The sequence below is a fragment of the Fannyhessea sp. C0108B2 genome (genome assembly GCF_056583915.1).
Genome location: NZ_JBWPJQ010000001.1, coordinates 204061 through 225287, shown reverse-complemented (window position 1 = coordinate 225287; position 21227 = coordinate 204061). Strand labels below are relative to the sequence as shown.

Genomic DNA, 21227 nt, shown 5'->3' with positions numbered 1-21227 from the left:
GGTAAGCCTTTTGTCATATGGTGTTGCTAAGATTTAGTACAGGCATATCTACCCTTGTTGTCTTGGGTGTTTCATGGGTGCTATCTCATAGAGAATACGGTTTATCTCATATGTTTGTGGCTTGGGCTGGGTAACAATGTCAGGCTGCTTTGCGTTTACCGTTTACGCTACAACAGAAAGATCAGGTGCTTATATGGTTGGAAGAAATTTCCTATTTACATCAGAGGCGGTTACCGAGGGTCATCCCGATAAAATGTGTGACCAAATCTCCGATGCAGTACTTGATGCTATTCTTGCAAAAGAAGCTAATCTCGAAAAAGTTGGATACATTTCACCAAGCGGCATTCCTGCACGCCTTGCAGATGTTCGCTGCGCGTGTGAAACGTTTGTTACGACAGGCACCATTATTGTTGCAGGAGAAATTCGCACGCAGGCCTATGTTGATATCCCAGCTATCGCGCGCGAAACTGTCCGTAAAATAGGGTACGATCGTGCAAAATACGGTTTTGACTGTGATACCTGCGGCGTTATCAATCTTATTCATGAACAAAGCCCCGATATTGCTCAAGGTGTTGATGTTTCGTTTGAATCCCAACATGGTAACTCAGATGAATCTACTCAATTAGGAGCTGGAGATCAGGGTATGATGTTTGGTTATGCTTCGGATGAAACCCAAACATATATGCCTATGCCTGCTTTTATAGCGCAATCATTGGCACGTCGCTTGGCTCAAGTTCGTAAAGAGCACATCCTTGATTATCTTCGTCCCGATGGAAAAACTCAGGTAAGTATTCGCTACGAACATGATGTTCCCGTTTGTGTGAGTGCCATTGTTGTATCAACGCAGCATGCGCCCGAAATTACTTCTATGGATATGATTAAAGCCGACATCATTAAGCATGTTATTGCGCCCGTAATAGAGCCGTTGAATATCAGTTATAAGAATGCCGATATTTACGTGAATCCAACAGGGCGTTTTGTAGTTGGAGGCCCTATGGGCGACACAGGTTTAACGGGAAGAAAAATTGTGGTTGATACCTATGGTGGTATGGGTCGTCATGGCGGCGGTGCATTTTCGGGTAAAGATTGCACCAAAGTTGATAGGTCTGCCGCCTATGCCGCACGTTGGGTAGCTAAAAATATTGTTGCTGCTCATGCTGCTAAGCGTTGCGAAGTTCAGCTTGCCTATGCTATTGGCGTATCGCATCCGCTTTCGATTATGGTTGATACGTTTGGAACTGGCCAGGTTCCCGATACCGTGTTAAGCGATATGGTGCCGCGCGTATTTGATTTAACGCCTGCTGCTATTATTAGTGCGCTTGATCTTCGTCGTCCGATTTTTGAAAAAACTGCACGATATGGGCATTTTGGTCGCAATGATCCCGATTTTACCTGGGAGCAAACAAATAAAGTGGACGAGATAAAGGCACATTTGCAGCATGTTTAGTGCATGCTTGGCGCATGTTTGATGCCCGTTTAGAGCACGGTGTGCGTGCGCGTGGTGCACGTAGTAAGTTGTATGTTTGAATGGGAGTTTGTAATGGCAGATCAAGATGAGCGCGAATCACTTCTTGATGCGTGGATTTCACTCACCACAATCATCAATAATGACCGATTGGTTTCGGTTCTTCCTTATAACGAGGCTGTTGTATGTCGTATTTTGCTGCATCACGTTGATGAAGATATCACTGCTACCGAGCTTTGCAAGATTATGAATATGCAAAAATCTCAGATGAATCATACGCTTGCAGCTATGGAGCACAAAAAACTTATCGTTCGCAAACGTTGTACCAGCGATAAACGTCGTGTTTTTATTCGGCTTAATGAAGCTGAGATGGATGTGTATAATCGCCAACACGCGCAAGTTATGCATATTGTTGGAAATCTTATAGCTACGTTGGGAGAAGAACAAACCAAACAGGTTATTAAACTCTTACATGTGCTTGCAGATACTGCCAACAACGAGCTTGGCAATCATAAGGACTAGCTGCACGTAAGAAAAACGGAGTATCTAAAAGACACTCCGTTTTTATGTAATGTATGTTTATAGTTTGTGCCCGTTAGAGCACTTGTTTTAAGCAAGGTAAGAAGAAATCATCCAAAGTTGCTTTTGGTAATCGGCAATATACTCATTAAACTGATCTTGGGTTGCTCCGTCGCCAGCTTGCTCTGCCAGGTCTACAATCTCTTGAGCTTGACCAATCCACCAGGTAATGCTTTCAACAAGTTCGCGAATAACATCGTCGTCTTTAATAGGGGCGTTTTCGCGCTCTTTAATGGTAGCAAGCTTTAAAGCGCCTTCCATATTAGCGTTGGGGTTTCCGCCCAAAGCAATAATGCGCTCGGCAACACCATCAACAATTTCTTCTGACTGAAGATACATGTCCTCAAGTTTTTTGTGAAGAACAAAGAAGCTTTTGCCTTTAATATACCAATGCATGCTGAGCGTTTTAAAGTAATTAACTTGTTGGTTTGCGAGGTAAATATTCATTTTCTCAAGCAATGCGCTTTTAGGATCTTGTGCCATAATAACATTCCTTTCTGAGGTATTTTGATGTTATAGCTAACATCTGTTTACTCATTGTGTACCCGATTTACGCGATTCGTTACTTAAAAAGTTGCGCAATGGAGCGTGCACATGAAACATCCATGCTTTAAGCATATACTCAGCTTTTGTAAGGAATTGGCGCGCCAATCTATACGCAATACGTATAAGCTTACAAGGTAGAGCTGACTATACACATTATGAGTAGCTTCAAGTAATTTGGGCGTATGTGCTTAACTTTTAAGAAGATTATAAATTTGTACTATGCAAACATATGTACGTATTTTATACTAGTAGAGGGTTTTGTATTCAACGTGCGTCGCAGCTGTGTGCGTGCTCTTTGCGCAGTTGCAACAATAAGAAGGGAGGACTATGCCAGATACAACTCAAGAAATAACTATTGCATCTGTTGTACTTGATATTCCTTCCCGTGCGCTTACCAAGTCGTTTGATTACATAATCACATCCGAGCTTGTTAAAACGTGCACCGTTGGAACAACAATTTTAGTTGATTTTGCACATCGAACAGCTATTGGCTATGTAACTAACGTTAAAGTGCAAACGGCACCAGAAACCTCAAGAGAGCTTAAGCCTGTTTTGCGTGTGCTGGCACCACCTGCTTTTGATCGCCTTCATGCACGGCTGGCTACATGGATTTCGCGTGAGTATGCATGTCCTTTGTCAGAAGCGTTTCGTCCTTTTTTGCCACCGGGACAACTCGTAAAAATTAAACGTGATTCAAAAGACGCTCCGTGGCAGCTTGTGTGCGAGAAACGAGGTTGTGTTGATGAACGTTGGATCAAGCTTACGAAAGCGGGTAAAGATTTCAAACCAGCCGCTCGTGCATGTGCACAGCGTAGGTTATTAACAGCGCTTTCATCAGGTCCTGTTCGTGTGGCAGAGTTAAAGGTTTTGCTTCCAGGAACACTTTCGGTTGCCCGTGCGCTCGAAAAAAAGCATGTGGTAGAAATCTATAAACAACGCATAGAACGCCAGCTTGCACCATCTGCGCTTTCAAGTGCAAAAGCTTTAAAGCCGTCTCAGCTGACCCGCGGTCAAATTAATGCGCTATCTGCTATTAGGCGTGCTTGTGAGGCTCAAGCAGGAGATGTAATTCTTGTAGACGGCATTACAGGATCAGGCAAAACCGAAGTCTATTTAGAAGCAATCGAAGATGTGATAGCACAAGGGAAAACTGCGCTGGTACTTGTGCCCGAAATTGCTCTAACAGCACAAACAGTTGGTAGGTTTCGTAGCCGCTTTGGTAATCGCGTTGCAGTGCTTCATTCAAAGCTTTCGGTAGGCGAGCGCTATGATCAGTGGGATATGGTTCGTACAGGAAGCGCGCGTGTTTTGGTTGGTGCTCGCTCTGCTCTTTTTGCACCGCTTGCTGATATTGGCCTTATTGTGATCGACGAGGAACACGATAGTAGTTACAAGCAAGAACTTGCTCCACGCTATCATGCACGCGCCGTTGCCGAAAAACTGGCGCAGCTGTCGCATAGCGCATTGGTGCTTGGATCTGCAACTCCTTCGCTTGATAGTATAATGCACTGTTCAAAGCGCACGCACCAAGCGCGTACGTGGACGCATGTTGTTATGGACGAGCGTCCGGCTGGCGCACACTTGCCTCGTATTCAGATTGTGGATATGACCAAAGAGTTTGCGCTTGGCAACAAATCCATGTTTTCTCGTGCACTCACAGAAGAGTTGTGGCATGTGGTTGATGCTGGTAAAAAAGCTATGATTCTTATTAACAGACGCGGATTTGCTAATTTTTTGATGTGCCGCGAGTGCGGTGCGGTGCCTGAGTGTCCGCATTGTTCAATTACGCTTACCTATCACGAAAAAACGCATGAGCTCAAATGTCACGAATGTGATCGTCACTGGTCGGTTTTTGTATATCCAAATCCGCTTACCGCTTGTCCTCATTGTGGAAGTAAATACATGGCAGGATTTGGAGCAGGTACGCAGCGTGTAGAAGACGAGCTTATTCGTATGTTTGGCGATAAAACCGTGGTTGTTCGCATGGATGCCGACTCAACGCGTGCTAAAGGCGCACATGAAAAACTTTTAGAAACCTTTGATAGTGCTTCTTGTGCCATTTTAGTTGGTACGCAGATGATTGCCAAAGGTCTCGATTTTCCCGATGTGGTGCTTGTTGGTGTGTTGAATGCAGATACCACCCTTAAAATGCCCGATTTTAGAGCGGCAGAAAAAAGCTACTTCTTATTAGAGCAAGTTGCTGGAAGATCGGGCAGAGGTACGTGCGGTGGTAAGGTTGTTATTCAAACATATTGGGCTGGGCATCCGGTAATGGAAGCCGTGCAAACTCATAATCGCACGCGTTTTGTAACGCAAGAATTGCAGGAGCGTCAATCGGCATATTATCCTCCGTTTTCTCGCATTGCTAATGTGCTTATGTGGAGTTTGAATGCAAAAGACGTTGTTGATTTTTCGGCGCGTTTAGCAATTGAGTTGCAAACAACGCTTGCACATCAAGAAGGTATGTGGCGTATGCTTGGTCCGTCTAATTGCATGAAATACAAGGTTAACGACAGGTATCGCCGTCATATTGTAGTTAAAGCGCCACTTGGTGCTCCACTTGGTACAACCATTTCATCGTGTATAAGCCGTGTAAAAACGCCCCCTGGGCTTCGCATCTCTATTGATGTGGATGCTTACGATATTATGTAACGGTAGAATAATATGCATGAATAATATGGCATGTACAAGGTTACTTTCTAAACGTATAGGATGAGGAGTGTTATGAAAAAAAGTGTTGCGTATAAAGAAATGGTTTGCGCGCCGTCTGTTATTTTGCAAACAGTGTGTGAGCCCGTTAAAGAAATAACGCAGGAAATTAAAGATCTAGCTCATCATATGTTTGAAGTGATGTATGCAACTGATGGATGTGGACTTGCCGCGCCTCAAATTGGCAAAAACATACGCTTGGTGGTTATTGATTGCGAATGGGGCGAAGGCTCTCGCAAAAAACCATATGTGCTTGTTAACCCAAAAATTGTTGTTGCCGATGAAGCAGATCGTAGCATGTCTGAGGGTTGTCTTTCGTATCCAGGTATTTTGGTGCCCGTAAAGCGACCATCGCACGTTATTTGTGAAGCATTAAATTTGGACGGCGATCTTATTCGCTATGAAGCTCGTGGTAATTTGTTGGCTGCATGTCTACAACATGAGTGTGACCACCTGCAAGGCGTTACGATTCCCGATCATTTGCCGCTTCACAAAAAAATGGAAAAACTCGAAGAATATAAGCATGCTTTAGAGACAGGCGCGCGTCCTGGTGAAGTTGAAATTTAAGGTTTGAGTTTTAATTTTAAGTTGAAATGTAAGGTTTGAGAGCTTTATGAATATAGTTTATATGGGTACACCCGATTTTTCGGTTAAACCGCTTCAAGAATTGCATAAGCATCACAAGATTTCGCTTGTTATTACACGCCCCGACGCGGTGCGTGGTCGAGGAAAAAAGCTCATACCGTCACCAGTTAAACAGTGTGCGAACGCGCTTTCGCTTCCCGTGCGTGAGGCAACTCGTTTTGATGATGAGCTCATTTCAGCAGTTAAAGCATGTGAGCCTGATGTTATTGTTGTTGCTGCCTATGGTTGCATTATTCCCGATAGTGTTTTAGCTTTGCCTCGATATACAACGCTTAATATTCACGCGTCACTTCTTCCGCGTTGGCGTGGCGCTGCTCCTATTCAACGGGCTATTCTTTCGCGCGATGAAGTTACAGGCGTGTCTATTATGAACGTGGTTCACGAACTTGATGCAGGAGATTTTTGCAGGCAAGCATCGCTTAAGATTGGCGCTCAATCCCTAGACGAGCTTACCGATAAACTTAGTGCTTTGGGTGCGCGTGAGCTTTTGTGTGCGCTTAGTGATTTAGAGGAGCATAAGCTTGTATGGCATAAGCAATCTCAAACCGACATAACATATGCTCAAAAAATTGATAAACACGAGTTATTGTTGGATCCTGGCTTATCTGCAGAAAGTAATGTGGTTCGTATACAAGCGTCTGGCGACGCTGCGCCTGCACGTTTTATGATGGGTCAAAAGGGTGTTCGCGCGCTTGTCGGGCGCTTTGTAGGTGATGAAGTTGCATCCGAAAATGCGGCGTCTAGCAACGCAGCCTCCGCAAATGCGGTGTCCGAAAACGCAGCCTCCGAGAGTGCAGACTCCAAGAACGCTGTGCGCTTACAACACATACCAGCAGGTTCGGTCCTTATTCAAAATCATCGCGTATTTTTGGGTTGTGCTTCGGGCACCTTAGAACTTTTGCGTGTTAAACCCGATGGAAAATCTGCTATGTCGGCACACGACTGGTCTTTGGGCTTACATAACGTTTCTACATGGAGCCATGTCTCATGACAAGCGTTAAGGTTGCTTCTTCGCGCACGGTGGCATTTAAGGCTTTGTGTGCACTGCGGAAAAACACCACATATGCTCAGGACTTTCTAAAGCATTTTGATGCGTTTTGTGCGCTTTTACAAGACGAAAAAAGTTTTGTCCAGCATGTTGTATGTGGTGTTATAAGCTCGCAGAGTATGGTGGATAAGATGCTTGCGCAATATGTAAAGCGTCTTGCTCATCAGCCGTATAAAGTGCTTATATGTTTGCGTATGGCTACCTATGAATTGGTGTATAGGCAAACGCCTGCTTATGCAGTTGTAAGCCAATATGTAGAGCTTGTGCGCTTGGTGGATAAGCGTGGAGCTTCTTTTGTAAATGCCGTTTTGCACAGAATAGCTGCGTATGACCAGGCAAACTTTGCCCGCGCGCGTCAACATCTTGTGCGGATTATACAAGATTGCCACTCCTACGATGATATCTTGTGCATAATAAACGCAGCGCCGATCTCGGCTGAATCTCAACATCATTTGTTGCAATCCTATGGTTTTACTTGTGAATCTGATTTTCTTTGTGAGGCGTGTTTAGTTTCGGGATTACCCACATGGATTGTAAATCGCGTTTATCGTGATCGTGGGCTGTTTATATGTGCACATATGGCACTGGCCGCACAAGCACATGTTCCGTTTTATGTATGCAAAAATCCTTATAATCCGCCTCAGATACCTGGTGAACTTGTTCCAGTCCAAAATGCATGGGGTAGCTATAAATTACATGGAATATCGCCTGCTGCTCTCTATAACGATATTGAGGGTCAACGTTTAACAATTTCCGATTTTGCTGCGCAATGTATTGCCGCTTGTGTTGTACATACACGTCCCAAGAAGCTTCTTGAAATAGGATGTGGGAAGGGTACTAAGTCGCTTCTTATTTCTTATATGAATAAAAGGCTTTCCTGTCCTGCTATCTCTGAACGAGTTGTGTGCGACAAATCACCTCAAAAGCTCGCTTGCGCGCGGAAACGTCTCAGCCGCGCTCACATTAATGATTCTATTCGTTTTGTAGCTCATGACGCAACAAAACTTGATACCTATTTTGATGAGCACGAACGCTTTGATACGGTGTTTATTGATGCTCCGTGCAGTGGTTCGGGAACCATGAGAAGGCACGTAGAAGCGCCAACAATTATGAGTGAGGTGGCTCTTGATGTAGCTCGTTCTCACAGCCTTGTGTATACTCAAAGCGAGCTCCTTCGTGCGGCTAGTCGTTTGGTTAACGTGGGCGGCTTTTTGATATATGCAACGTGCTCGATTTTTTCGTGCGAAAATGAGGATGTTGTATCCGCCTTTTTGGCTTCAGACGCTGGAAAAGGCTTTGTATGTACGAACTTTCCGCGCGCGTGGACTCAAGAGCTTCATGCGTCTATGCGCGAAGTTGTTACGCAAGCGTATAATTCTTTTAGCGCGAATGTTGTAGATACCAATCACAAAGCAACTGCCGATCGCAAAACAACTGCCGATGTGCACTCATCTTCGCAGATAGCGCCTGGCGCCGCGTCCGCAACTTCGCAGGCGGCATCTGCCACTACGTGCACATCTTCGCGTTGCGGCATGTACGTATTTGCACCAATGGCACATTCATGCGACTCTCATTTTGTTGCATGTCTTACAAGAATTTCTTAATCGTAAAAGGAGAAATGGTATGGCAATTCAAGCTGCAATTTTTGATTGTGATGGTACGTTGCTTGATACGATGGATATGTGGCGCAACACAACAGCTCAGCTTCTAAATTCGTACGGTCTTGAACTTACCAAGTCGCTTTTCGATGCAATTGAGCCGCTCACGATTGTGCAAACGTGTGATTATATTCACACGCACTGCCATGTAGACGCGTCTGGCGATGCGGTTATGCAGCGTTTTAACGAAATAATTCGCAATGGGTATGAACGTTCGTCGGTACCCTTACCTGGTGTTTGTGAGTTTTTGCAAAGCCTTCGTGCGCACGGAGTTCGTATGGTAGTAGCTTCTTCTACGCCAAAGAAGCATTTAGAGTTTGCGCTTAAGCGTGCAGGCATTTTTGATTTCTTTGAGCGTACGTTTTCAACGGGTGGCTCTATTAGAAGCAAAGAGTATCCCGATATTTGGGAAGCTGCGCATACGTATCTTGGAACGGACGCTTCATCCACGTGGGTATTTGAGGATACACCGTTTGGTGTTCGCGAAGCTAAAGCGGCAAAGCTTAATACCGTTTGTATCTTTGATACTCATATGCAGCGCGACATTGAGACCTGCAAAAAGTTTAGTGATGTGTTTATTCATTCGTATGAAGAGCTATCGTATGAGTTGCTTGATGACTTTGAACCCTTGCCAGATTCATGTGACGCACATCAACAGGGGGATTTAAGCGATACAAGCGCTGATGATGTGTTGAGCGTGCTGATTGTTGCGGGTTCTCCTGCACCTTCTTCTCTTAAGCTGGTGCAAAAACTTGCGCGTGCTAACGATTATCTCATCGCAGCAGACGGGGGAGCAAATGTTCTGTATGAAGCAGGCATTGTTCCACAGGTATTTTGTGGTGATACAGACTCGGTTGATAGGGATGCGTATGAGTGGGTAACGTCTTGTGTCGAAAAAAAGATTACATTTCCGCGCGAAAAGTATGCAACCGATTTACAACTTGCGCTCGATTGTGCGGTGCACGAGGCGCGCAGGCGTCGCAAGCTTCTTCATGTTACGATTACTTGTGCTTCTGGTGGACGAGCTGATCATGCACTGGGCGTTGTTGGTGTCTTAGCACGTGCAGCTTCGTATTGTCCAACAATTGTTGAAGACAGCTATACACTGCAGATTATATCGTTGCGTGGACGTTCGCATATACATTTTGCGCAGACGGATATCAAAAAAACGGTGTCGGTAATTGCGCTTACTCCGTGGACGTGCATTTCAGAAACAGGATTTAAGTGGAATTTATCTCATTACGATTTGGCGCAATTTAGCGACGAGGGTATTTCTAATGTGGTAGAAGATTCTGGTGCAACAATTGTGTGTCATTCGGGGAAAGCTGCCGTTTTTATCATGCATGGTTAGTAGGGTAATGCTTGTAAAATGAGCGTGTAAAAAAAGAACGTACAAAAACGCGTGTGCAGTCTTACAACCTTACCAAAAAAGAGCTTATAAAAAAGTGCGTGCGTCTTACAAGCACCTAACAAGGCAGACAAAAAAAGAGCTCACAATTTCACAACTCTATAACTCTACAAAAAAAGGAGCGTAAAGCTCCTTTTGTGTTTATGTAGTGCGCACAAGGCGCAGCGCGTTTAACTACCTGCAGGAAGTTGTTATGCTTGCTCGGCAGAGCGAGCAACTTTACCGCTCTTAAGGCAACGAGTGCAAACGTTTTTCTTAGGAGTTTTACCGTCTTCAAAAACGGTAACGCGTTGAATATTGGGTTTAAATTTACGGTTAACAGTGCGGTGTGAGTGGCTAATTGAGCGACCAGCAACTGCGTGCTTACCGCAAATATCGCAGACTTTAGACATAATTGACCTCCATTGCAGGAGCGCATATCGCGCCTTTAATTCACAAGTGCTTATCTACTTTAGCACATAGTGTATTTTCTGCAAGTCAAACGCGGTTGATATGGTGGTTTAATGACGAAAAAATTTTGAGGAGTGGATAAGCATGCGCGCAGATTGAAAACTTCCCTCATTTGCTAGACATATCTGTTTGCTCGTCAGAATCGTCTTTGAATAAGCTCATTCAGATAAGTGCACGTGTAATCATAACGCGCATGAGTTCATTCAGAATAGCGATGAGAGGTGCGTCCGCGTATGAGCTTTTCAGAATTTGACGCGAGTATCTGGTAAAGATTTCTGCAGTAAACCGCAAAAATCTTTAATAGAGCGGTTGTACAACATCCATGAACGGGGTAGCGTCCATCTAATGGTGTAAAATTGCGGAGCAAAAAAAGAGCCAAGTGCCCTTCCCTTAGCTATAATTTATTGGTCAAAAAAATTAAAAAGTAGGAGTGACAAATGGCTCAAATCAGTATTACCTTTAGTGAGAAAGAAATACTACACTTATTTTCAAAAGATAAGACTAAAGGGCTTATAGAGAGCTGCTCCAATCATGTCTTAAGAGCATTTTGAAAGCTGAATCTACAGCTCAGCTCCATGCAGAGCCATATGAAAGAACAGTTGAACGTAAAGGTAGTAGAAACGGGTTTCGTGAACGACCCTACACACCTTTTAGGACTTGACCAAAAAAATGGTTCCAAGAGTTATTAGTACATGTTCACCTAAGTTTTGGAAGCACATCTAGTGTTCGACTTAGTGTTCTACTAACTTTTGAATTGAACATTTAGTAATTTAAGATTATATATTGAGTGAATAATATGAATTTTTTTTCAAAACGGTAAATATACATTGTGATCTTCTTGATAACTCCATCAAATTCATTCTCGTCTTACTTTCAAATCCAACATACACATTTTTGTCCAACCCCCCATGTATACTAGAGAGCGTAACATCTTATATTACTTAGCGGCTTTGGAAGGACCGTTATGACCAAGATTAATGCAGCTCTTTGGGGTAAAAAAGCAGAATATAATGGTGCTATGCTCTGGCTTCCACTAACACAACATTTAGTAGACACCGCCAATGTAATTGGCTTGCTTTGGGAACATTGGCTCAGTTCGAGTCAACGATTTATGCTTACCTCTTCGTTATCGAATCCCGCATGTGCAAAAAATTTGGTTCAATTTGTTGCGTCTGTTCATGATATTGGCAAGGCTACACCAGTTTTTCAGTTTAAAGAAGCTTTCACCAACTCCAAAGAGTTAGATATACAGCTCAGAAATAAGCTAATAGCTGCTGGTTTTAAAGGAGCTGACAAGTTTATAACCTCTACCAAGGATTGGAGCACAAGCCATCACACCATTACAGGGCAAGCAATACTTGAAAAATGCGGAGTGCCTCACGGAATATGTGCTATTGTAGGCGCACACCATGGGAAACCTTTGGATAGTTATCGAGTATACTTAGATGATCTTGCTGCCTATCCCGACCACTTTTATCAAACAGAAGGTATAAGTGAGGTTGCGCAGTTATGGAAAAGTACACAAGAACAGATTCTTGCATGGGCACTTGAAAGAAATAACTTTCAATGTGTTGCGGATCTTCCAGAAATAAGTGAGCCAGCTCAAATGATTCTCTGTGGCCTTGTTATTATGGCAGATTGGATTGCAAGCAATGAGGACTTTTTCCCTCTTATATCAATTGAAGAAAGCGGTATCACTAATCAGAAAGAGCGCCTCGAAAGAGGCTGGAGTGCATGGATTGAACATGGAACAAAAGACTTGTGGGAACCATCATTATGCACTGCCAATGCAAACCAGCAATATAATAAGCGTTTTGGGTTTACACCTAATGGTATTCAGCAAACAATATATGAGTCCATTCGTACCTGTAACAATCCTGGAATAGTTATCCTTGAAGCACCAATGGGATCTGGGAAAACAGAAGCGGCGCTCATTGCTGCTGAACAATTAGCTCGGCAAACAGGAAAAAGCGGATTATTTTTTGGGCTGCCCACTCAAGCGACTTCAAATGGCATGTTTTCGCGCGTACACCAATGGCTTAAAGGTATTATTGGCGATTTCAATGGATCACTTGGACTTAGATTAGTGCATGGAAAAGCAGCACTTAATGAAGACTTTGCCCACATTGCTAAAGCGTGCAAAAGTATGAATAATGGCGATGTGAATTCTGCAGTAATTCTTAATGACTGGTTTTCTGGAAGAAAGACAGCCTTGCTAGATGACTTTGTAGTAGGAACTGTTGATCAGTTTTTATTAGCTGGACTTAAGCAGAAACACCTCATGCTCAGGCACTTGGGGCTTAGCAAAAAAGTAGTAGTTATTGATGAAGTCCATGCATACGATACATACATGAATCAGTATCTTGAAGAAGCAATCATGTGGATGGCAGCGTATGGCGTTCCAGTGCTCTTGCTTTCTGCAACATTACCTTCTGATCGAAGAGATGCCCTACTACGAGCTTATGTAAAAGGGCTTGGTTTAAAGTGGAAAACTCAGTGCGATAAAACTGAATACAATCCTCATTCTGAAACATATCCGCTGCTTACTTATAACGATGGCGCGTATATTAAACAGAAAGTCATATGTGAGCGCAACGGACTGCATTCCTTACAAATTGAAGTGCACAAACTTATTGACGTTGAAAAACATGGCGTTTTACTATCTACATTGAAAGAGCTATTACAAGGTGGTGGAGTTGCGGGAATCATTGTTAATACAGTGCGGCGAGCTCAAGAAATCTATAACGCATGCCTTGAAGAGTTTGGCCATGATGAGCTTACGCTTATTCACTCTCAGTTCATTGCCACCGACCGCATAAGAAAAGAAAAAAGGATTAGCGAGGCAATCGGAAAAGGCGCAACTCGGCCATATAAAGCTATTATTATAGGAACCCAGGTTCTAGAACAATCACTAGATATTGATTTTGATGTGTTAGTTACAGATTTAGCACCAATGGACTTAATTTTACAACGGGCAGGTAGGCTACATAGACATGTGATAGCAAGACCTGCACGTGTAACAACCCCACACCTGTATATACTTGCCACATCAGAGGAGTTTAGGTTTGATAAGGGTGCAATCGCAGTGTATGGCGCTTATCTCCTCATGAGGACACAGTATTTCTTACCTCAAGTGATACACATACCAGAAGATATTTGTCATCTGGTGCAAGAAGTATATGGGTCTTCGGATATTTCACTGACAGATGATCTCAAAGATGTATATGCACAAGCAAAAGACCAGTATATGAACGAAAGCAATGCTAATAAGCTTAAAGCTTGTAATTATCGCATTGATAAACCCCGTTTAGGAATTGGTAAAAAATCCATTATGGGATTACTGTCTAATAGCGTTGCCGAAAACTCAGAGGAAGCAGGAATTGCACAAGTTCGTAATTCTAGAGAATCGATTGAAATAATAGCCCTGAAAAAGATTGGTTCTGGCTACGGTACATTTTCTGATGGTAATGATATTAAAGATCAAATCGACATGCCTTACATTGCCATGAAGATAGCTCGTGAAACCATTAGCCTACCAGCTCTGTTTACGAGAACAGCAAAGGCTACAGAACATTGCATTCTAGAGCTAGAATCCTATCGGCAAACTCACCTGGCCGAATGGAAGAATCAGCCATGGTTGTACGACTCGTTAGCTCTTATTTTTGATGAAAACGATTCCTGCGTTTTTTGTGGCTATACTTTAAAATATAATCAAGAACTAGGTATTCTCAGCCAAAAGGAGCCTCACGATGCATGAGTTCAATCTTTTAGAAGAGCCGTGGATTTCGGTAATTGTAGACGATTCGGGTCATACAAAATTGGTCTCAATGATAGATGTCTTGCAATCTGCGCATGAATATAAAGCACTTGCAGGCGATATGAAAGCGCAAGATTTTTCCATTTTGCGATTACTACTTGCAGTACTCCACACAGTATTTTCTCGCTACGATACTAAGGGCTGCGCTCGCGCGTTTGATCCAGATGAAGATGAAGCAGAAGATTTTGATGAAGAGAGCATCGAAATATGGAGAACAGTGTGGCAAGAGCGCCATTTTCCAAATATCGTATGTGATTATCTGGATAGTTGGCATAACAGGTTTTATCTTTTTGATGACGAATACCCATTTATGCAGGTGCTGGCTGAAGATATTAGTAGCGATAAACTCGGCGGAAAGAAACCTAGCGCAATTTCAGGAAAAAACATTAATCGTTTAATCTCAGAAAGTGATAATAAGATTGCGCTGTTTTCTCCAAAAAATGGGAACAAGGAAGATAAAAATCGCTTAACCTGCGCTGAGCTTGCGCGATGGCTTGTTACACTGCAAGGCTATGTGGGGCTTTCTGACAAAACTATTTTTGGTACACAAAAATATAAAGCCTCTAAGGGTTGGCTTTTTGACTTGGGTGGTATTACACTTGCGGGATCCAATCTGTTTGAAACACTTATGCTAAACTGGGTAGCCGCAAATCCATTCCAGTTAGCAGCAAGTGATCAAAAACCATGTTGGGAATATTCAGGTGCCGAAAACATACAGCATGCATTTTCAAGTGCTCGCGTTGATAATATAGCGCAGCTATATACGCGATGGAGTCGTGCAGTATATATCCCTTCAAGAGAGGATGAAAACGAACTGTTTACTCCTTTTATGGTTAAGCTTCCCGACCTCAATCACAAAAATGCATTTATAGAGCCAATGACCTTTTGGCATTATAATAAAACTGGAGATAATAAAGATACATTTACTCCCAGAAAGCACCGCACTGAAGAAGCAATGTGGCGTTCCTATAGCTTGCTTACCTTGGCATATTCTCTTGATGATAAAGAAAAATATCACAGACCAGAGGTAATAAGTTGGCTAGACTGCATTAGTCCATATATAGAAAATTTACGTATTGTACTAGAGGCCATTAGTGTAAAGGATGACGGTAATGCAACATCGTGGGTTCCTACTGACGAGATATATGATAATTTATATGTACACGAAGAATTGATAACAGACGTAGATAATAATGGATGGGTTTATCGTATAAATAATGAGGTAAACCATACGAAAACCGCTGTTAGCTCAACGTATAGGGGCTTCCTTAAAGACATGTGCGACATCCAAAATCGGAGTGATGATAATGCCGCTACATTTATTAATAGAACAATCAGCCATGTTTACTTTTTGCTCGATCGCCCATTTAGAGATTGGCTCGCAGGGATTAACCCAAGCGATTCAAAAAACGAATGCTGCGATAGGTGGAGAGCAACCGTTACGCGATTACTAGAAAAAGAAGCAAGTCAAATGGTTGCTAATGCCAATACAAGAGATTTAAATGGTATTACCATAACAGCAAAAGCAAGTGGAGCCGTTACAACAAAAAATATTATTACAGCTTATAACGCTTTTATATATCGACTTAACAAACTGTCAGAACAGTAATGTGCTATGCAGAAAGGAGCGCTTATGAACGAGGCAACCACAGGCTATTCTGAAGTGTCAAATGCCGTACAAAAGATTGTTAGGCAGTATCTTAGCAATGTCGATGCAGCATCACGCCGGGCAATTCTTGCAAAATTGCGACATTCTATTGGAAAGCCACTTAGCCAGTCGGTAGATATTTGGCCGTTAATACTAACGAATGTCCCCGATGACTTTTTAAGCGAGTATGAGGGGAAAAATCTAAAAATGCAGGCTGTGATTTATACTCTGCAAATATACGCTCTTTATGAACAGGGAAACATATCAACAGAAAATATAAGCACTGACAACACTGTCACCGACGAAAACGCTTTGGCACAATCTTTTTCATATAATATGGGTTCTTGCTTGAGAATATTGCGTTCAGATGAAAAGCAACGCAACGCAATGGATAGGCGTTTTTCTAATTTAATTACTTCAGATAATATTGATCATTTTTACTATAACCTAAGGCAATTGACTGGGATCCTTAAAAGCAAAACAAAGGATAACCACCAACATATTAACTATCCACGTTTGGCACGTGATTTGTATTTGTTTAACTTTATTCCAGAGAAGATACGTCTTTCATGGGCACAGGAATACTATCGATTTAATTAATCATCACTTATAAACACTACTTTTACGTAAGTAACAAAGAAAGGAAATCATTATGAACAATCGTCTATTTATAGATATCCACGCACTACAAACGCTTCCCCCATGCAATATTAATCGTGACGATACTGGTAGTCCAAAGACGGCACAATATGGCGGTTCTACACGTGCACGCGTGAGTTCTCAGTGCTGGAAGAGGGCAATGCGCACATATTTTAAAGAACACAGTGCCGAAGAAAATGTAGGAGTTCGTACGCTCTATCTTGTTGACTATATAGCAAAGAAGATTGCCGCACTCGATTCATCGATTTCATACGATGACGCATTGAAGTTCGGAGAAAAAGTGCTTAATAACGCGGGCGTTAAAACAACAAAAGGAAAAGCCAAAGCTCTTTTCTTTATAGGAGAAAAACAAGCGAACGCTCTTGCCCAAGCTGCGATAGACGGAGTTGACGATAAAAAATCATTGCAGGTGATACTGCATAAGAATCTTCCTATAGATATAGCACTTTTTGGACGCATGTTAGCTGATGATCCATCACTTAATGAAGACGCCTCTGCACAGGTAGCTCATGCAATTTCCACACACGCTATACAGCATGAATTTGACTACTTTACAGCAATTGACGACTTGTCGCCTAAGGACAACGCAGGTGCAGGTATGCTTGGTACAGTAGAGTACAATTCATCTGAACTATACCGCTATGCAAGTATTGCTTTGCATGAGTTTTTGTCACAGCTAGATAATGACAAGGAGGCCCTTGCAGCTTCTGTAAAGCTTTTTGTTAAAGGGTTCGTAGAGTCTATGCCTACAGGAAAAGCTAATACATTTGCAAATCAAACGTTGCCACATCTACTTCTGATAACGTTACGCGATGATCGTCCTGTAAATCTTGTAAGCGCATTTGAAGAACCTGTAAAATCAACAGACGGATATGCAAGCCAATCTACTGCTAAGCTTGCGCAAGAGATGGCAAAAACTGAAAAAATTGTCCACAAACCACTTGTTTCTTTTTACGTTAGCCTTGCATCCTCTGAACATATGCAGGAATTAGGAGAAGAAAAACCATCCATGCAAGCTTTACTAGATGATCTGGCAACCAAAATAACTGAAATTCTATAGCAATACATTTGCACATTATTTAATGAGGATTCTTATGAAAAGCTTATTGCTAAAATTTGCGGGGCCTCTACAATCCTGGGGGACAAGTTCTCATTTTGAAACACGCCATACCGATTATTACCCGTCTAAGAGTGCAGTCATCGGAATGATAGCTGCTGCTTTTGGCTATAGAAGAAATGAACCCCATGACGCTGACCTTACGCAACTTAATGAACTTGCTTTTGCAGTTCGAATTGACCAGCAAGGAAACCTGCTTAAAGACTATCACATTGCATCAAAATGCAAGCCTACTGGGGAGTTCGACCGCAATTATGTCACTAACCGTTACTGCCTTGAAGACGCTGTGTTTTTAGTTGTTCTTGGCTCAGAGGATAGTTTTTTGCTTGAAAAAATTGAGCAGGCTCTTGCTGCCCCATACTTCCAACTTTGTTTGGGACGCAGGTCTTTTCCTCTTTCGTATGATTTTATAATTGGTATGCAAGAAGAAGATCCGTTTACACTGCTAAAAACACATCCATGGGTGGCTCAAAAATGGCAACAAAAGAAAATCAAGTCCCTGAATAGTACAAGTGACGATTTGTTTATTCCTATATATGCGGATGCCGATCTCCTTGCTCCCTATCAAAGCAGTATGGAACACCCTTTTGTTCGAAAGCTAAGACACGATATCGCGTTTTCTTTTTCTAGTAAAAACAGAAGATTTGGCTACCGATACGAAGCTCGCTTTGACCTTCCCCTCAAGGCAATATGCCCTATGTTTGATAAAACACATGATAAAAAATCAGCTTCTGCAGATGAGTTAGCATCCAGTAAAGACTACTTAAGCATGGAGCATGATGTATTCAGTATGTTAGAGGTGAACAATGATGTATCTCAGTAGAGTTGAGATTGACTGCAGCAATCTCAAAACCATGCGAGATCTTGCACATGTAGAAACTTTTCATGCATGGGTTGAGGAAAGTTTTCCTGAAGAATGGCTAACACATACTCGTAGTCGTAAACTTTGGCGTGTTGATACGCTTCGAGGCAAGCAATACTTATTGGTACTCAGCAATTCAAAACCAGACTTAACGAAACTGGAAAAATATGGAGTTGCTCATACTGCAGCAACGAAGAACTATGCCTCACTACTTACATCACTTAAAAAAGGAGATAGGCTACAGTTTCGTGTAGCTCTTAACCCGGTAATCTCTCTTCCGAGTGAACAAGTTCAAAATGAGAAAAGACAAAGAGGCCGTGTAGTTCCGCATGTCACACGTGCACAACAAATAGAGTTTTTTACATCGCGAGTACATAAGTACGGGTTTAGCTTAGAAGCAGGAGAATTTGACATTGTAGAGAGAGGTTTTTCTTATTTTAGGAAATCTCAGAAACCTATTCGTTTAGCTAAGGCAGTATATCAGGGATTTCTAACTGTAGAAGACGTGGAACTTTTTAGAAGTGCTCTTGTTAATGGTATTGGTAAGAAAAAGGCATATGGCTTTGGAATGATGACGGTTATCCCCCAATAGTTGGTTTTCGTGAGAAGACCATGGAACTGTTAGGACTAGTTGCAATGAAAGCAAACGTTGGTGCAGAGAAAGTTAAGTTACAAGAGCTTCCTCACGTTTCTGATCGAATAAGCTTTATCTATATTGAATACGCTAAGATTAATCGAATTGACAGTGCCATTACTGCCTACAAAGAAGAGGGAACATTTAGAATTCCTGCAGCATTAATGAGTGTTTTACTACTAGGGCCAGGAACATCAATAACTCATCGTGCTATGGAGTTGTTGGGAAGTGTGGGCGTTTGCGTAATATGGGTAGGCGAATTTGGTGTAAGAACCTATGCTCACGGTAGGTCGTTAGCGCGGACATCAAAGCTTCTCATGTTACAAGCAAAGCTTGTATCGAACACGAGGACCAGACTAGAGGTAGCAAGAAGAATGTATCAGATGAGATTTCCATCTGATGATTGTTCAGCTTACACAATGCAACAACTACGGGGGCGTGAAGGAGCGCGTGTGCGCACCATATATCGAAGAATGTCACGTAAATATCATGTTCCGTGGAACGGTAGAGATTATAATTACGAGATTTTTGAAGATGCTTCTGCAGTTAATCAAGCACTTTCTGCTGGCAATGTCTGTCTTTACGGTTTGGTACAGAGCGTAGTTTATGCACTTGGCTTAGCATCTGGCTTGGGATTTGTACATGTGGGGCACGATCTTTCATTTGTTTATGATATTGCTGATCTTTACAAAGCTGAAATTACTATTCCACTCGCATTTTGTCTTGCAGAAGAAAAAGAGCAGGACAGCAGTATTGACATTGGTTCGCAGATGCGTTTGCGCATGAGAGATAGCTTTACTTCGGGGAAATTGCTTCCCCAGATTGTGAAGGATATTCAATACATACTGGCTGTACCTGAAGAACAGCAGGTTGAGGCAGATATTTTGCAATTATGGGATGATAAATTGGGAGCTGTTTCTGCAGGAATTAATTATAGTGAGACAGATTGACATGCCGCTTACCATAATTACCCTAAGCAAATGTCCTAGATCACTACGAGGAGATCTAACTAAATGGATGCAAGAGATTGATACAGGAGTGTATGTAGGAAATCTTAATAGTCGTATTCGTGAGAAACTTTGGAGTAGGGTTTCTAACTGTGTGGGTTCAGGATCTGCTACATTATCTTTCGTTGCCCAAAATGAGATTGGTTATGATTTCTGTACCATTAATTCTGCTAGAAGAGTTGTATATCTAGATGGGATTCCGCTTATATTTACCCCAAATTGTAATAAGTGTGATGATATCCAAGAACATGGTTTTAGCAAGGCATATCATTTTCATAAGGCGCATATGCACAGTAATAAAAAACTCAAAAAGGATGATGACTGCTCTTTAGAAACCACAGTAAAGGATGAAAATGTTTATACTGCAAGTGACTTTGAGATTTTATCTGATAAGAAATTTGTTATTTTAGACATTGAAACTAGTGGGCTAAACGAAATAGACGACAAAATCATAGAAATAGGCGCGATTAGAATTTGCGACAAGCAGGTAGATTACTATCAGCGTTTAATTAAACGGGATTCGTTGAATCTTTCCCCAGCTATAACCCAACTAACTGGGCTTACCGATATAGAGCTCGCTAATCGAGGAGTAAGTCCCTGCGCGGCTCTTAATGGGCTAAAACAGTTTATAGGAGATTTGCCTGTTTTAGGTTATAACATTGCGTTTGATACGCGATTTATAAATAACGAGCTGCACTCCATGAACGAAGAGCTTCTTGATAATAGAGAAATTGATGTAATGAGATTTATTAAGAAAGAAAAGATGTTCTTAGAGAGTTACACACTTGATAATGTTCTTAAAGTGTATGGAATATCAACTCCTGTTTCACACCGAGCGCTTGGAGATGCTAAACTAATAGCAAAGCTTGCATTAAAAGTGAATAAAATTTTTGATGTTCTCTAGTTAAAGTAGCTTTGAACAGGGATTTTTAAGAGTTTTTCCCGCACACGCGGGGGTGATCCTACTTTCTCTG

Annotated in this window: 18 protein-coding genes and 1 CRISPR repeat array (1 of these 19 running past the window's edge); of the genes, 16 read left to right on the top strand and 2 right to left on the bottom strand. The window is 42.2% G+C overall.

Features of this window, described 5'->3' with window-relative positions:
• Positions 1-193 precede the first annotated feature (193 nt).
• On the top strand, positions 194-1447 hold the full coding sequence (metK, locus tag AC1DBT_RS00985) for a methionine adenosyltransferase (RefSeq protein WP_303870545.1): 1254 nt from the start codon (positions 194-196) through the stop codon (positions 1445-1447).
• 93 nt (positions 1448-1540) lie between these two features.
• The gene (locus AC1DBT_RS00980; RefSeq protein WP_480018241.1) at positions 1541-1987 is read left to right on the top strand and encodes a MarR family winged helix-turn-helix transcriptional regulator; all 447 of its coding nucleotides are present in this window, start codon (positions 1541-1543) and stop codon (positions 1985-1987) included.
• Positions 1988-2074: 87 nt separating this feature from the next.
• Here the strand turns inward: AC1DBT_RS00980 and AC1DBT_RS00975 are convergent, their stop codons facing one another.
• Positions 2075-2527: a Dps family protein gene (locus AC1DBT_RS00975; RefSeq protein WP_480018240.1), complete on the bottom strand. Its 453-nt coding sequence runs from the start codon at positions 2525-2527 to the stop codon at positions 2075-2077.
• Between the two features lie 390 nt (positions 2528-2917).
• On the opposite strand from AC1DBT_RS00975, the gene priA reads away from it, so the two are divergent.
• From priA to AC1DBT_RS00950, 5 genes are all read left to right on the top strand, one after another.
• Positions 2918-5242, top strand: a complete 2325-nt coding sequence (priA, locus tag AC1DBT_RS00970; RefSeq protein WP_480018239.1) for a replication restart helicase PriA — start codon at positions 2918-2920, stop codon at positions 5240-5242.
• A gap of 72 nt (positions 5243-5314) precedes the next feature.
• Positions 5315-5866 carry a peptide deformylase gene (gene def, locus AC1DBT_RS00965; RefSeq protein ID WP_480018238.1) on the top strand — a complete coding sequence of 184 codons (552 nt, stop codon included), beginning with the start codon at positions 5315-5317 and terminating at the stop codon, positions 5864-5866.
• Positions 5867-5912: 46 nt separating this feature from the next.
• Complete coding sequence (gene fmt / locus AC1DBT_RS00960; protein WP_480018237.1) at positions 5913-6935, top strand: methionyl-tRNA formyltransferase; 1023 nt, start codon at positions 5913-5915, stop codon at positions 6933-6935.
• Positions 6932-8596 (top strand): transcription antitermination factor NusB, encoded by a 1665-nt coding sequence (locus AC1DBT_RS00955; protein WP_480018236.1) that lies wholly within the window; start codon positions 6932-6934, stop codon positions 8594-8596. The genes fmt and AC1DBT_RS00955 overlap by 4 nt, the downstream gene beginning before the upstream one ends.
• 19 nt (positions 8597-8615) lie before the next feature.
• A complete protein-coding gene (locus AC1DBT_RS00950; protein ID WP_480018235.1) occupies positions 8616-10001 on the top strand; it encodes a thiamine diphosphokinase in 1386 nt (461 codons plus the stop codon).
• 248 nt (positions 10002-10249) lie between these two features.
• On the opposite strand, the gene rpmB is transcribed toward AC1DBT_RS00950, so the two are convergent.
• The gene (gene rpmB, locus AC1DBT_RS00945) at positions 10250-10450 is read right to left on the bottom strand and encodes a 50S ribosomal protein L28 (RefSeq protein ID WP_006303255.1); all 201 of its coding nucleotides are present in this window, start codon (positions 10448-10450) and stop codon (positions 10250-10252) included.
• A gap of 578 nt (positions 10451-11028) precedes the next feature.
• Here rpmB and AC1DBT_RS00940 point away from each other — a divergent pair.
• The 9 genes from AC1DBT_RS00940 (at position 11029) to cas2e (ending at position 21157) form a co-directional block, all read left to right on the top strand.
• Positions 11029-11169: a transposase gene (locus AC1DBT_RS00940; protein ID WP_480018247.1), complete on the top strand. Its 141-nt coding sequence runs from the start codon at positions 11029-11031 to the stop codon at positions 11167-11169.
• A gap of 303 nt (positions 11170-11472) precedes the next feature.
• Positions 11473-14265, top strand: a complete 2793-nt coding sequence (gene cas3 / locus AC1DBT_RS00935; protein WP_480018234.1) for a CRISPR-associated helicase Cas3' — start codon at positions 11473-11475, stop codon at positions 14263-14265.
• A complete protein-coding gene (casA, locus tag AC1DBT_RS00930; protein ID WP_480018233.1) occupies positions 14258-15934 on the top strand; it encodes a type I-E CRISPR-associated protein Cse1/CasA in 1677 nt (558 codons plus the stop codon). Before cas3 ends, casA begins: the two co-directional genes overlap by 8 nt.
• A gap of 24 nt (positions 15935-15958) precedes the next feature.
• Entirely contained in the window at positions 15959-16573 is a 615-nt protein-coding gene (gene casB, locus AC1DBT_RS00925; RefSeq protein ID WP_480018232.1) for a type I-E CRISPR-associated protein Cse2/CasB, read from the top strand.
• Between the two features lie 52 nt (positions 16574-16625).
• The gene (cas7e, locus tag AC1DBT_RS00920; RefSeq protein WP_480018231.1) at positions 16626-17693 is read left to right on the top strand and encodes a type I-E CRISPR-associated protein Cas7/Cse4/CasC; all 1068 of its coding nucleotides are present in this window, start codon (positions 16626-16628) and stop codon (positions 17691-17693) included.
• A 34-nt stretch (positions 17694-17727) separates the two neighbouring features.
• Complete coding sequence (cas5e, locus tag AC1DBT_RS00915) at positions 17728-18573, top strand: type I-E CRISPR-associated protein Cas5/CasD (protein ID WP_480018230.1); 846 nt, start codon at positions 17728-17730, stop codon at positions 18571-18573.
• A complete protein-coding gene (cas6e, locus tag AC1DBT_RS00910; protein WP_480018229.1) occupies positions 18557-19204 on the top strand; it encodes a type I-E CRISPR-associated protein Cas6/Cse3/CasE in 648 nt (215 codons plus the stop codon). The genes cas5e and cas6e overlap by 17 nt, the downstream gene beginning before the upstream one ends.
• A 20-nt stretch (positions 19205-19224) precedes the next feature.
• The gene (cas1e, locus tag AC1DBT_RS00905) at positions 19225-20196 is read left to right on the top strand and encodes a type I-E CRISPR-associated endonuclease Cas1e (protein WP_480018228.1); all 972 of its coding nucleotides are present in this window, start codon (positions 19225-19227) and stop codon (positions 20194-20196) included.
• On the top strand, positions 20144-21157 hold the full coding sequence (gene cas2e, locus AC1DBT_RS00900; protein ID WP_480018227.1) for a type I-E CRISPR-associated endoribonuclease Cas2e: 1014 nt from the start codon (positions 20144-20146) through the stop codon (positions 21155-21157). Before cas1e ends, cas2e begins: the two co-directional genes overlap by 53 nt.
• A gap of 31 nt (positions 21158-21188) precedes the next feature.
• Positions 21189-21227: a CRISPR direct-repeat array (repeat unit 28 nt; unit sequence GTTTTTCCCGCACACGCGGGGGTGATCC) (it continues 1404 nt past the right edge of the window).